General features: G+C 57.8%; 7 protein-coding genes. 2 read left to right on the top strand and 5 right to left on the bottom strand.

All coding sequences use genetic code 11. The features are described 5' to 3' along the window. Positions 1-13 precede the first annotated feature (13 nt). Together FYJ44_RS06675 and FYJ44_RS06670 are read left to right on the top strand one after the other, a co-directional pair. Positions 14-3715, top strand: coding sequence for a pyruvate carboxylase (locus FYJ44_RS06675; RefSeq protein WP_154510470.1), 3702 nt, complete (start codon positions 14-16; stop codon positions 3713-3715). Positions 3716-3807: 92 nt separating this feature from the next. Next, entirely contained in the window at positions 3808-7383 is a 3576-nt protein-coding gene (locus FYJ44_RS06670; RefSeq protein ID WP_154510468.1) for a PEP/pyruvate-binding domain-containing protein, read from the top strand. A gap of 374 nt (positions 7384-7757) precedes the next feature. Here the strand turns inward: FYJ44_RS06670 and FYJ44_RS06665 are convergent, their stop codons facing one another. From FYJ44_RS06665 to FYJ44_RS06645, 5 genes are all read right to left on the bottom strand, one after another. After that, a complete protein-coding gene (locus FYJ44_RS06665; protein WP_154510467.1) occupies positions 7758-10793 on the bottom strand; it encodes a chemotaxis protein CheA in 3036 nt (1011 codons plus the stop codon). Between the two features lie 70 nt (positions 10794-10863). Next, entirely contained in the window at positions 10864-11232 is a 369-nt protein-coding gene (locus tag FYJ44_RS06660) for a response regulator (RefSeq protein ID WP_154510466.1), read from the bottom strand. Between the two features lie 135 nt (positions 11233-11367). Next, complete coding sequence (locus FYJ44_RS06655; protein WP_154510465.1) at positions 11368-12033, bottom strand: chemotaxis protein CheW; 666 nt, start codon at positions 12031-12033, stop codon at positions 11368-11370. Continuing rightward, positions 12027-12803 carry a ParA family protein gene (locus FYJ44_RS06650; protein ID WP_154510464.1) on the bottom strand — a complete coding sequence of 259 codons (777 nt, stop codon included), beginning with the start codon at positions 12801-12803 and terminating at the stop codon, positions 12027-12029. The genes FYJ44_RS06655 and FYJ44_RS06650 overlap by 7 nt, the downstream gene beginning before the upstream one ends. A gap of 12 nt (positions 12804-12815) precedes the next feature. After that, positions 12816-13652, bottom strand: coding sequence for a CheR family methyltransferase (locus FYJ44_RS06645; RefSeq protein ID WP_229772580.1), 837 nt, complete (start codon positions 13650-13652; stop codon positions 12816-12818). Positions 13653-13920 lie beyond the last annotated feature (268 nt).

The raw sequence follows: 13920 nt of genomic DNA, 5'->3' as shown, positions 1-13920 counted from the left end.
GGGCTGAAAAGGCATGGCCAACAAGACATTCGCGGAAGTTCAGGATTTTCTGAAGGGCAAGGTCATTCTGGTGGCGAACCGGGGCATTCCGGCCCGGCGTATTTGCCGTTCAATCCGGGAGCGCTTCGACGCGGTGGCGGCCATGACCGCCACGGATGTGGACAAAACCGCCCCCGCCGCTTCCACGGCTCAGGAATTGGTCCTGCTGGGCAGCGAGCCGCGCGCCTATCTGGACATTGACAGAATCATCGACCTGGCCAAGCAGCGCGGTGTGGTGGGCATTCACCCCGGCTGGGGCTTTGCCTCCGAAGACACGCGCTTTCCGCAACGCTGCAAGGAAGCCGGCATCACCTTCATCGGCGCCACGGCCGAGGCCATGAACCTGCTGGGCAACAAGGTCCAGGCGCGCGAGGTGGCCCGCAAGCTGGGCATTCCGGTGGTGCCCGGTTCCGAAGGCGCGGTGGACATCCCCACAGCCCGCCGCCTGATCAGCGAAATAGGCCTGCCCATCATGCTCAAGGCCGAAGGCGGCGGCGGCGGCAGGGGCATTTTCGCCATTCATAATGAAGCCGAACTGGAAGACGCCTTTTTCAAGGCCTCTTCCATGGCTCAGGCCTCCTTCGGCAATCCGCGCCTTTTTGTGGAAAAATTTCTGAGCGGCGTGCGCCACATTGAAATCCAGGTCATCGCCGACATGTACGGCAACGTCTTCGCTTTCGATGAACGCGACTGCACCGTGCAGCGCAACCATCAGAAACTGATCGAAATCACGCCGTCGCCCTGGCCGGGCGTGACCCGCGAACTGCGCGAGCGCCTCAAGGATTACTCCCGCCGCCTGGTGCGCGCCGTGGGTTACCATTCGCTGGCCACGGTGGAATTTCTGGTCACGCCTGACGGGTCGCCTTATCTGATCGAAGTGAACACCCGCCTCCAGGTCGAGCACGGCATTACCGAATGCCGTTACGGCATCGACCTGGTGGAAGAGCAGATCGCCGTGGCTTTCGGGGCGGAGCTGCGCTATCGCGAAGAAAATCTGCGGCCCTCGTACTGCGCCATGCAGGTGCGCATCAACTGTGAAAATCCGCAGGATAACTTCTCGCCCAATTCCGGTCTGATTTCGCGCTATGTCTCGCCCGGCGGCCTGGGCGTGCGCCTGGACTCGAACATCAGCGCGGGCTATGAATTTCCGGCCAACTACGACTCCGCGGGCGCGCTGCTGATCGCCTACGCCCATGACTGGGAAAAGACGCTGGGCATCATGGCCCGCGCGCTGGGCGAATACGTCATCGGCGGCATCAAGACCACCATTCCCTTCTTCCGCAAGGTTATCAAGAACCCGCTGTTCCGCAAAGGCGACATCAACACCAACTTTATCGCCGACCATCCCGAACTGATGCTCTATACGGACCTGGCCCCGGAAGGGGAACGGCTGGCCCGGCTGGTGGCCGAAATTTCGGCCAAGGGCTTCAACCCCTATGTCCAGCTTGGGGAATACCGCTCGGACACCACGCCCTGCCTCGGACCGTTTGAACCCGTGCTGCCCACCATCAGCACGGCGGCCCGGCGGCAGCCTTCGCCCTATCCGCAGGGCGACAGGCTGGCGACGCTGGATTACATCCGCGATTCCGGCTACGTGCATTTCACCGACACCACGCCGCGCGATTTCACCCAGTCCAACTCCGGCAACCGCTTCCGGCTGGCCGAAGACAGGCTTATCGGCCCCTATCTGGACAATGTGGGGTATTTTTCCATTGAGAACGGCGGCGGCGCGCACTTCCATGTGGCCATGATGGCCAACATGACCTATCCCTTCACTGAAGCCAGGGAGTGGAACAGCTTCGCGCCCAAGACGCTCAAGCAGTTGCTGGTGCGCTCCACCAACGTGCTGGGATATACGCCCCAGCCGCGCAACCTGATGCGGAAAACCGGAGAAATGATTTGCGACCACTACCAGGTGGTGCGCTGCTTCGACTTCCTCAACCATGTGGAAAACATGCGGCCCATCGCGGAAGTGGTCATGTCCCGCAAGGACGTCATCTTCCAGCCCGCGTTGTCCATGTCCTGGGCCAGAGGCTTTGACACGCCCCATTATCTCAGCGTCACCGAGGCTATTTTGCGCATGGTGGGCGACGTGATGGGCGTGGACCCCAGAGAGGCCTCGCGCCATATCATTCTGGGGCTCAAGGACATGGGCGGCGTCTGTCCGCCGCGTTTCATGACCGAGCTGGTGAGCGCGCTGCGCAAAGCTTGGCCCGAGCTGGTGCTGCATTACCACCGCCATTACACGGACGGCCTGTTCGTTCCCGCCTGCGGCGCGGCGGCCAAGGCTGGCGCGCACATTCTCGATGTGGGCCTGGGCTCCGCGGTGCGTTCCTACGGGCAGGGCGACGTGCTTTCCACCATGGCTTATCTTGAGGATGAATTAGGCCTCAAGTGTCACTTGAACAAAAATGCCATCCGTGACGCCAATTTCGTCTGCAAACAGATCATGCCCTATTACGACCGCTACTGCGCGCCGTACTTCCAGGGGATCGACTATGACGTCACCCTGCACGGCATGCCCGGCGGGGCCACATCCTCCTCGCAGGAAGGAGCCATGAAACAGGGCTACATCCACCTGTTGCCCTATATGCTCAAATTCCTGGAAGGCACCCGTCAGATCGTGCGCTATCACGATGTGACGCCCGGCTCGCAGATTACCTGGAACACGGCTTTTCTGGCCGTGACCGGGGCCTGGAAGCGCGGCGGCGAGGATGAGGTGCGCTATCTTCTTGAAGTGTTGGGTGAAGTAACCCGCACGCCGGAAGCTGAACTCTCTCCGGAAATGCGCAAGGCCCGCCTCTCCATTTATCAGGATTGCAATGACGCTTTCCGCAACCTGCTGATGGGCAAATTCGGCAAGCTGCCTCTGGGCTTCCCTGCGGACTGGGTCTATGAAAGCGCTTTCGGCTCCGACTGGAAAGCCGCCATTGCCAAGCGCACTGAAAATTCGCCTCTGGAAACCCTGCCGGACGTCAATCTGGCCGCCGAGGAGAAGGCCTGCACGGAGATTCTCAAGCGGCAGCCCAATGCTGAAGAATTCGTGCTCTACCTCAACCACCCGGCCGACGCCCTGAAAACCATCCAGTTCAAGACCAAGTACGGCGATCCCAACAATCTGCCGCTGCATGTCTGGTTTGAAGGCTTGAAAGTCGGGCAGGATCTGTACTTCAACGAAACCAGCGGCAAACCTCATCACCTGGCGCTGTTGAGCATTTCACGTCCCAATGATGCGGGCATTTCCATTTGCCGCTATGTGCTGGATTCGGAATTCATGAGCTGCGAGGTGCAGGTCAGCCAGCCCACGGGCCAGAAGGGCAAGGGCGCGCTGATGGCCGATCCTTCCAACCGCTACCAGGTGGCCGCTCCCAGTAACGGCGATTTGTGGGTCATGTACGTGCATCCCGGCGATGTGGTCAAGGCCGGCGAGGAACTTTTCAATGTGTCGATCATGAAACAGGAAAAAGCAGTGCTGGCCCCGGTGGACGGCATTGTCAAACGCGTGCTCAAGACCGCCGATTTCAAGGAAAGCAAGCAAATGGTTTCTGTGCGCGAGGGGGAATTGATTGTGGAACTCGGGCCGGTGCCGCGCATGTGCAGCAACGAGGCCTGCGGGCAGCCTATCCCCATGGATAACGTGGCCTTCTGTCCTTATTGCGGTTCCCGTGTGGGCTAAGCCGCGGCACGTGAATCTGTGGACAGTTTTCCGATACCGGTATAGTATTCTAACAGATAAAGATGCTCTTTCCCGCCAAACCGGAGGAAGTCATGGCTAAAAGTCCCGCCGCCAGAACCGCGCAGGCCAAGCCCAAAACTGATTCTGTCGATTTGATTCAGAAAAAGCTGGTGTTGACCGGCGCGGACATCGTGAAGCTTGGTCCCGAAGCGGAGTTGCTTGTCGGTGGCAAGAATTACAATACGGCTCTGATCAGTCAGATTGAAGGCATTCAGGCGCCGCATTTCCGCGCCATCTCCTCGTTGGCGTTTCATCGTCTGCTGGATGAGACCAAGGTCAATGGCCGTGTTGTGCGCTCCGTGGTGGACAAGGAGTACGGCCGGATTGACTGGAATGATCCCGAAATCAATCAGGATCCCGACTTCCTGCAAAAATTCGTGCGCCAGTTGGGCAAGCAGAGCCATGAGGCCGCCAAGGCTGAAGGTGAGCAGGCCCATACAAAATTGAGAACATTTATCAATAACATAGTAGAAGGCTTTGCCACATCGCCCGAGGGCATTGACCAGTTGCGCAAACGCTCGGTGATGGTGCAGGCCGCGATTCTTTCCGTGGATGTGCCCACTGACGTGGCTGAAGCCGTGCGCGGCGCATATAAAGCCATCTGTGAAGAAAACGGCGACGACATGACCCCGGTGGCCGTGCGTTCCTCCGCCGCGGGCGAGGATTCGCGCAAAAAAGCCTTTGCCGGCCTGCAAGACACGTACTTGAATATGGTCGGTGAGGACAGGGTGGTCGAGGCTTATCACTGGGACTGCTCTTCCGCGTATAATCTGCGCTCCATGACGTACCGGCGCGAGGCCATTCTGGATGCCCTGGCCCGGGCCGAGGAAACCGGGGACGAATCCATCGCCGAACTGGCCAAGCAGGAATGGGCCATTGAGCATACCTCGCTGTCCGTCTGCATGATGCAGATGATCAATCCCGTGATTTCCGGCACGGCTTTTTCCGCCGACACGGCCACCGGTTGCCGGGGCACGGACCGCAAGGACCTGGTCAGCATCGACGCCAGCTACGGTCTCGGCGAGGCGGTGGTGGGCGGCAAGGTGACGCCTGACAAACTCTATGTTTTCCAGCGTGACGACGGCAGCGAGGTGGTCATCCGCCAGATGGGCTGCAAGGACATGAAAATTGTTTATGACGAGAAGGGCGGCACCCGCGAAGTGCCTGTGCCCGAGCTGGAAGCTCTGCGCTGGGCTCTGTCGCTGAGCCAGGCCGAGCGCGTGGCCAAGGGCGTGCGCGCCGTGAGTAAAGCTTACGGCGGCATGATCATGGATACGGAATTCTGTATTGACGCCAACGACAAGCTCTGGTTTGTTCAGGCCCGGCCTGAAACCCGCTGGAATGAAGATCTGGAGCTGCATCCCACCACCATTTTCATGCGCCGCCGCGAGGTGGACGCCAAGGCCGCGGCCGAGGCGGAAATTCTGGTGGAAGGCAATGGCGCTTCGCGCGGCGCCGGGCAGGGGACCGTGCGCTTTTTGCGTTCCGCTCTGGAACTGAACAAAATAGCCAAGGGCGACGTGCTGGCCGCCGAACGAACCGACCCGGACATGGTGCCGGGCATGCGTGTGGCTTCGGCCATCATGGCGGACGTGGGCGGTGACACCAGCCACGCGGCCATCACTTCGCGCGAACTGGGCATCGCTGCGGTCATCGGCATTCAGCGGGTGGACGTGTTGCGCGCCCTGGATGGCGCTGAAGTGACCGTGGACGGCACGCGCGGGCGTGTCTACCGCGGGCTGCTGCCGCTGCATCAGGTCGGCGGCGAGATGGATGTGGCCAAACTGCCGTTCACCAAAACAAAGGTGGGGCTGGTGCTGGCCGATGTGGGCCAGGCCCTCTTCCTTTCGCGTTTGCGCAACCATCCGCAGTTTGAAGTGGGTCTGCTGCGCGCGGAATTCATGCTGGGCAATATCAGCATCCATCCCCAGGCCCTGGAAGCCTTTGACAACGGCGAACTGGATGTCGTGGTCCAGGCAAAACTCAGAGAACTGGAAGACCGTCTTTCCAAGGTCTTGCGTGAGCAGATGGCCGCCGGACTGATCGTCTTCAATTTCAATCTGCGTGAATATGTGGGCGAGATTACCGGTCTGGCCGCCGAGGTGAACGCTCTGGCCGATGCCGACAAGAGCCTGAACGCCGAAGAGGTGCTGCTGCAACACCGCAAGATGCGCGAGCTGGATCACAAGATCGACCAGCATATGGAAATGGCCTCGCGCCGTATTGAGGTGCTGAAAACCTCGCCCGATCTGGCGGACCATGTGCGGATCATCATGGGCTACGACGACGAGCTTGCCCTGCTGTCGTCCGCCGATCCGGAATCGGCCAAGCGCGCGGCGGAAATTGAAGCCAGCGTGGAAGCCCATGTGCAGCGGATTCAGGATTTGCCCGCTGTGGCCAAACTGCTGGAAAACATTCGCCATCTGCGCGAAGAAATCGGTTTGCGCACCGGCCTCAAAAAAGAAATGGACGACGTGCGCAATCTGCCGGAAAAAATCCGCTCCATTATCAAGGCGCGCGGCTTCCGTACCGGCAAGGAACATTACGTTCAGACTCTGGCCCAAAATCTGGCGCTCTTTGCCATGGCTTTCTATGGCAAGCCCATCACCTACCGCACCACGGACTTCAAGAGCAACGAATACCGCAACCTTTTGGGCGGCAACCTGTTCGAGCATCAGGAAGCCAACCCCATGCTGGGCTATCGCGGCGTGTCGCGCAATATTCACGATTGGGAGATCGAAGCCTTCAAACTGGCGCGCGGCGTATACGGCGGCAGCAATCTGCGTATGATGCTGCCCTTTGTGCGCACCCTCGAGGAAGCCCGCTCCATGCGCTGTTATCTGGATCAGGTGCATAAGCTCAAGAGCGACCAGGACGGCCTGAAGATCATTCTGATGTCCGAGTTGCCTTCTAACGCTATCCTGGCCAAGCAGTTCATCAGCGAGTTTGACGGCTTCTCCATCGGTTCCAACGACATGACGCAGATGGTTCTGGCTACGGATCGCGATAATGCCCGTCTGGCCCACATCTATGATGAAGAGGATCCGGCGGTGGTCTGGGCCATACTGGTCAGCATCTTCACCGGCCAGAAATACGGCAAGAAGGTGGGCTTCTGCGGGCAGGGCGTTTCCAACAGTCTTATTTTGCGTGGCCTGGTTGCCATCGCCGGCATTACCTCGGCCTCTGTGGTACCGGACACCTATTATCAGACCGTTTTTGACATCGCGGCGGTGGAAGAGGAAAATATACCTACTTCGCAACTCGGCAGATGGCTTGGCCAGCAGCATCACAAACGTCTGGCGGAGCTTATGGAAAAAGCCGGCTATGGGCATATCCTCAAAAAATACAAGGAACCGCAGGATATTCAGGAGTGGTACGAAGGCGAACTGCAACGGCGGCATGAACAGTTGCGTGAGCATCTGGACACGCCCAAGGAAGATTTTTATCGTAGCGAGTTGCAGAGCTTCCGCTCTTCTTTCCACAAACCGGTCATCTATGCCACCTGGAACTGGGATGATACGGTGCTGGATGCGCTGCATCAGTCCGGCTTTGCGAACTTTGACGAACAGGCCAAGGCATTGGAAATCTCTCGTGAGCTGAATGCCTGAAGCCATATTGAATAACACTGTAAAAGGGCCTGAATCCTATCGATTCAGGCCCTTTTGCTTGGAGTAAACTTTCCGAATTCCCCCATTATTGTCATGTCCGCGAGACAAGAATTCCTTTTGATTTGTTCAGCACGGAATTGTACTCCGGCGCTGGTTTTTCAGGCAACTTAACAGAAAATCAGACAAAATACCGCTATACGTTTATCTCAATCCACTGAAACTGAAAATGCCCCGCGCTGTGGACGGCTGTGGAAGCAGGTATCAAAGGAAATTGCTCAAGTGAGATGGAGGGATCATCATCCCCATAAAAACTTTCAAGCCGTGTCGCAGATTCTTTTCACACTAAAAAGGGGAGCTTGCGCTCCCCATTATGTTTACTGCTTTGCCGCGACAGCGGACGGCGGCTGCTTGGCTTGGTCAACGCCAGGCACCATGCTTGAAGCCTTGGAAGTGGACATGAGGTAGATCTCATGCGGATCCAGAATCAGGATCACGGAACCGTCACCCATGATGGTGGCTCCGGAAATGCCCTTGAGATCGCCCAGATACGCGCCCAGCGGCTTGATGACGATTTCTTGGCGTTCCAGGAGCTGATCCACCACCAGACCCAAGCGGCGCTCATTGTCGTGAATGACCACCACGGACAGCACGTCAGGTAAAGGATCGGTGCGCGGCAGGCCGAGCATTTCAGAAAGTTCCACAATGCCCAGCACTTCGCCACGCAGGGTGACGGCCTTGCGTCCCTTGACATCGGTAAGGCGTTCGGCCTCGATCTTGGTGGTTTCTGACACGGCATCCAAGGGGATGGCGTACATCTGGCCCGACACGTTGACCATCAGGGCGTCGATGATGGCTAGGGTCAGCGGTAGGCTCAAGGTGAATCGCGTGCCCTTGCCTACCTCGGAGTTGGTGCTGACGCTGCCTTTCAGATTTTTGATGTTGGTGCGCACCACATCCATGCCCACGCCGCGTCCGGAAATATCCGTGATTTTTTCGGCGGAGGAAAAGCCGGGCGCAAAAATCAGTTCCATGGCTTCGCGGTCGTCCAACTGCGCCGCTTCTTCAGGCGTCACGACACCCTTGCGGATGGCAACCTCGCGCATTTTATCCGGGTCGATGCCCTTGCCGTCGTCCTCAATTTCAATGGCGACGGAATTGCCCTTGTGAAAGGCGCGCAAAGTGACTTTGCCCTTAGGCGGCTTGCCGGCGGCGATGCGCACGTCTTCCGGCTCAATGCCGTGGTCCACGGAATTACGGATCAAATGCACCAGAGGGTCGCCGATAACTTCCACCACACTCTTGTCCAGTTCGGTTTCCTCGCCTTCCATGATCAGATCCACTTCCTTGCCGCTTTTGCGCGAGAGGTCGCGGACCAGTCGGGGAAAGCGGGAAAAGACCGAGGAGACGGGCACCATGCGGACTTTCATGATGGTGTCCTGCAGATCATCGGAAATGCGGGCCATGGCGTAGGTGGTTTCCGACAGGCTCTGGGCTACTTCCGAAATATTTACGTTATCGCCGCCGCCCTCAAGCGAGCGGGCGATGAGAGTATAGCGGTTGCGGTTGATGATCAGCTCGCCGATCAGATTCATCAGGTGATCCAGGCGCTCATGATCCACGCGGATAGTGGAGGAACTCTTGTGCGTTTCACCCGCCGGAGCGGCTGACGCGCCGGTTTTGGCGGCAGGCTGGGCTTTCTTGGGCGCGGTCGCCGGTGGGGTGGGCGTGGAGGCTGGCGCAGAGGCCGGTTTGGAAGTCGGCGCGGCAGGCGTTGGCTTATCTTCCACCGCGGGCGCGGGAGCGGGTTGCGGCTTGTCCGCTTCAACCTTGGCCGGGGCCGGGGCGTCGGGAACCGTCTGCGCTTCCGCGATCTCGGGTTTGGAATCCGCTTCCAGAGACGGGGTCTCGGCTTCGGCATCAGCGGCAATCTTGCCTTCGCTCAGAGCTTTTTGCACCATATCGTCAATGATGCCCACTTCCTGACTGAGCAGATCCACCATCAAACCGAAATCAATGCCACTGCGGCGTCCCTGGTCCACGATGCCCGCCGTGCGCTCGGCATAGACCTTGATCTCCGTCTGGCCCACAAAGCTGCAGGCGTTTTTGACGGCGATAAGGCAACGGTATACGGCATCAATGGAATCTTTGTGGCTGCTGTCTTTTTGCAGCGTCGCCAGAGCGGCGTGAATAATTTCAATCTGCTGGCGCACTGTCACCCGAAAGACGTCGGCGTCATCGCCCTCAGAGCCAACCGGAATGATGGTGGGATTGACCACCTCCACCGGCGTGCTTTCAGCGGGCACGGACTCAGCTTCCGGGGCTTCGGCCTGCGCATTGCCGTCTTTGCCTTGCGCGCCGCCGTTCTGGGCTGCCAGCAGTTCTTCAGGCAGAGAAATGGGACCGCCGGCCAGCGCCTGCTGCAATTGCTTGATAACCGGGCTGGTATCAAAAGGCGTGGCCCGTCCGCTGGCAATATCAATTTTCTGCACCAGGCCTTCCATCACGTCCACGACCAGCAGCAGCAGATCGATGAGCTCGTGACTGGGCGTGATTTTGCCCTGTCGCACATTGTTGAGCAGGGTTTCGGCCTCGTGGGTCAGGGCGTTCAGATCATTGTAGCCGATGATGCCGCTGTTGCCCTTCATATTGTGGAAAAAACGGAAAAGATCGTTGACCAGATCGTCCCGGCCGGTGGGGGTTTCTTCCAGTTCCAGCAGACCGTCGTTCAGGCTGGCGATAATTTCATAGGATTCGTCGATAAAATCCTTGAGATGGCCTTCGCCAAAGGCGGTGAGCGCGTACGGCTCGCCGCAGGGCAGGGCGGCGACCCATTCCTTGGTGCTCATGCCCTGATCGGCATCTCCCTTATCCGCCTCTTCTCCCTTCTGGGCCGGCGGCTCAGCCGCCGGGGCGGCTTCAACCTGGTCAACCTGATCCGGCTGATCGGCTTGGGGAACGGCGGGTTCTGCTTCTGCCGGAGCAGCGGGCTCAGGTTCCGGCGCGACCGGCGCGCTTTCACCGGCCATAATGGCGTCGATCTGCGCCATGATGTGCTCGATTTCAACGTCGCCTTCGGCATTGGAGGCTTCGAGATTGTCGATCATCTGGCGCAGGGCGTCCGTGGAGGCCAGGATCACATCCATGATCTCCGAGGTCACCACCATACTGCCTTTGCGCAGTTCGTCCAGGATATTTTCAGATTTATGCGCCAGCTGATTGATCCGGTTCAGACCCAAAAAGCCGGAAGCTCCCTTCAGGGAGTGCATAGGGCGGAAGATATCGTTGAGCAAAGCCAGATTATCCGGAGTTTTTTCAAGCTCCAGCAGATTAGGCTCAATGGTTTCAAGGTGTTCCTTGGCTTCAGCGATAAAATCCGCGAAAAGTTCCGGATCAAAAAATTCCTGGCTCATAACCCATACCTTCGTTTGGCTGAAAGACCAGCAATGCCCCACAGGGAGCACGTACTGTTCTCCTTATCGGCTAGCCAAGAAGCATCTTTATATTTCGGACCATTTTTTCCGGCTGGGCGGGTTTGACCATATAGAGATTGGCGCCCAGACTCATGCCGGTTTGGATGTCCTGCTCCTGACCTTCGGTGGAAAGCACGATGATGGGAATGTCCTTATAGGCATCCTGCGTGCGGATGGTCTTGATGAAGGTGAAGCCGTCCATGCGCGGCATATTGACGTCGGAGACAATCAAGTCCACCGGGTCAAGACTGTACAGTTTTTCAATGGCGTCCAAGCCGTCTTCGGCGGTACTGACCCTGAAGCCTTCGGATTTGAGCACAAAGGCCACCAGGTTGCGGATGGTCTTGGAGTCATCAACGACCATGATGTGTTTCGTCATAATTTCGTTCCTGCCCGTCATCTTGTGGCTATCATGAATAATTCGGCGTATATCCATATATACTAGTAAGTCTTTGCCGCTTTTGCAAGCGGATGTTGATTGTGCATCCGCTTGTATCATCACAAATCAGTCGCGTCAGGTTACAAGAAGTTTTTGTACAATCATATCCGGAGCAAGAATACCGCATACACGATCATTGATATCGGCTATGCCGCATAAAAAATCCGCACTGGCCCCCAACTGAACTTCGGCATTCCAAGTTATTTTGTCTTGTTCAACAGTATGCATGGTCTGCACTTTATCGATAATCAAGCCTAATTGCATTTGCTCAGAGGTGCAGACAATGATGAAGCTCTGTGCCGTATACCGGTAGTCCCCCTCTTGGGTGAGCAGGGCGTCCAAATGGAGCAGGGGGGTCACCCGCCCACGCAGATTGACGACCCCGGCCACAAATGGCGGAGCCAACGGCAGCCTGACCAGGGGCATATACCGCAGCACTTCCTGAATGGCCGCCACGGGTAACAGAAAGGTTTGTCCGCGCACGAGGAAGGAAACCATCTGTATTCGGGCTTCGTCACGTAACCGGGCCTTCAGCGAAATCTGGGGCGCTGCGGCCTGTTCCGCTTCATTGACCGGCAGAGCCGCGTCCGGTTCCAAGACAGGCAGGCCCGCCAAGGCGTCGGCGCCGAGATATTTCTGAACGAAGGCCTGCTCGGCATCGCTCAGCCCGCCCGGCGTCCGACGGGAATCCGGCGTCTCAAAGCACTGGTCGGCAAAATATTCTTCCGGCGTCTTTACCATAAACTGAGCACTTCCTCGGCCAGAGAGTCATAACTAAGCGCGCCTCTGGATTGAGCGTCAATATCATAAATGGTGCAGCCCAGCGCGCTCGCTTCTCGAAAATGCGTATCCACGCCGATAATAGTGGCGAACAGGGCATGCCCCATCTTGCGCCGCATCAAATCCAGCACCCGGGTACAAGCCTTGGCCCTTTTGTCGTACATGGTGGGCACCGCCCGGTAGCGGATGGGACTCGGCAACACCTTGTTCAGCGTGTGCAATGTGTCAAACAGCAGTTTCAAGCCGTGCAGGGCCAAAAAATCGGTCTGAATGGGAATGATCAGCAGATCAGCCGCCACCAGAGCGTTGACCAGCAGAATGCCCACATGCGGTGGGCAGTCCAATACCACAAAGTCATATCTTGTCATCAAAACATGCAAACTGCGGGCCAGAACACTGCCCTTGGCAGTGCGCTCGCGGAAATCCACTTCCAGTTCCGAAAGACGGATGCTGCCGGGGGCGAGGTCCATGCCCTGCAGGGCCGCAGGGTGGATGATGTCCGGCCAGATGTCCGGCCATACCCCGTCTTGCGCCAGGAAAATATCGTACAGGCTGGCGCGCAGTTCCTCAGGGTAAATCTTGGCATGCAAGGTGGCGCAGGCATGCGGATCAAGATCCAGCAGCAACACCTTTTTGCCGCGTCGCGACAGGGCGCTGCCCAACGTCAAGGAAGTGGTGGTTTTGCCCACGCCTCCTTTCTGATTGGCTACAGCCAGGATTTTCGCGCCCATAACTTCATGGCGTCAACTCAGTTTGCGATAGACGATGGTGCCCTTATGATGCTCAAGCTGAAACGCGCGACTGATGTTGTGCAGCGATTCCGAATGACCGATGAGCAACACGCCGTTGGGCTCCAGATTATCATAAAACGCATTGATGACTTTCCGCTTCATCTCATCGTCAAAATAGATGATCACGTTGCGGCAAAAAACGATCTGTGATTTCTCCACCCGGCGCAGCTGTTCCTTGTCGCTCAGGTTGATCTGCCCGAAGGAGACGATATGCTTGAGCGCGGGGTCCACCTTGTAGAGATTGCCTTCTTTGGTGAAGTAGGAGGAAATGATTTCCTTGGGCGTCGTGCGCAAGGCATATTCGTTGTACACGCCGCGCCGCGCCGCGCCCAGAACGGCTTCCGACAGGTCATTGGCCGTGATCTTGATGTCCCAGGTACGGATATCGCTCTTGAGCACTTCGTGCAGAATGATAGCCAGAGTATATGGTTCCTCGCCCGTGGAACAGCCGGCGGACCATATTCTCAGCTTTTTCTGGCCGGATTTCTTACATTGCTCCAGCGTTTCGGCCAGCACGGATTTCTGAAACACTTCCAGCTGCGGCGGATTGCGAAAGAAGCTGGTTTCATTAGTGGTAACCACTTCAAAAAGTTTGTTCAGCTCGGTGCGCCGGTTGGCGTCGAAACGCAGAAAGTTGTAATATTCGTTGTAGCTTTTGAGGTTTAGTTCCTTGATCCGGTTGGAAAGCCGGTTTTCTACAAGGTATTTGCGGTTTTCGGCAATAAATATGCCGCATTGCTGGTAGATGAAATCCCGCAGCAGCACAAATTCCTCATTGGAAATCTGCAAATCCTTACGGAAGGGAGATGCCGCACGGAACGCGGGAACCGTCTGGTCCTGCGACCGGAAAGCGGTGCCGGGTTGCAGCGGCGGGCGCTGCGGGTCCGCAGGCTGCTGGCGGAAGGCGGAGGGGCGCGCGGCGCTCGTGCCGAAGGCTGATGCCGGAGTGGTTCCGTCCGCCTTGACGGCGGGCTTGGCAAAGCTTCGCAGGGGTGGCGCGGTCGGATTCTGCGCGCCGGCGGGCGTCTGACCGGCCGGCCTGAAAGCCGAAAACGGG

The sequence above is a fragment of the Desulfovibrio porci genome (assembly GCF_009696265.1).
GTDB lineage: Bacteria > Desulfobacterota > Desulfovibrionia > Desulfovibrionales > Desulfovibrionaceae > Desulfovibrio > Desulfovibrio porci.
The sequence above is the reverse complement of the archived record's forward strand: the minus strand, read 5'-3'. Positions and strand labels throughout refer to the sequence as shown.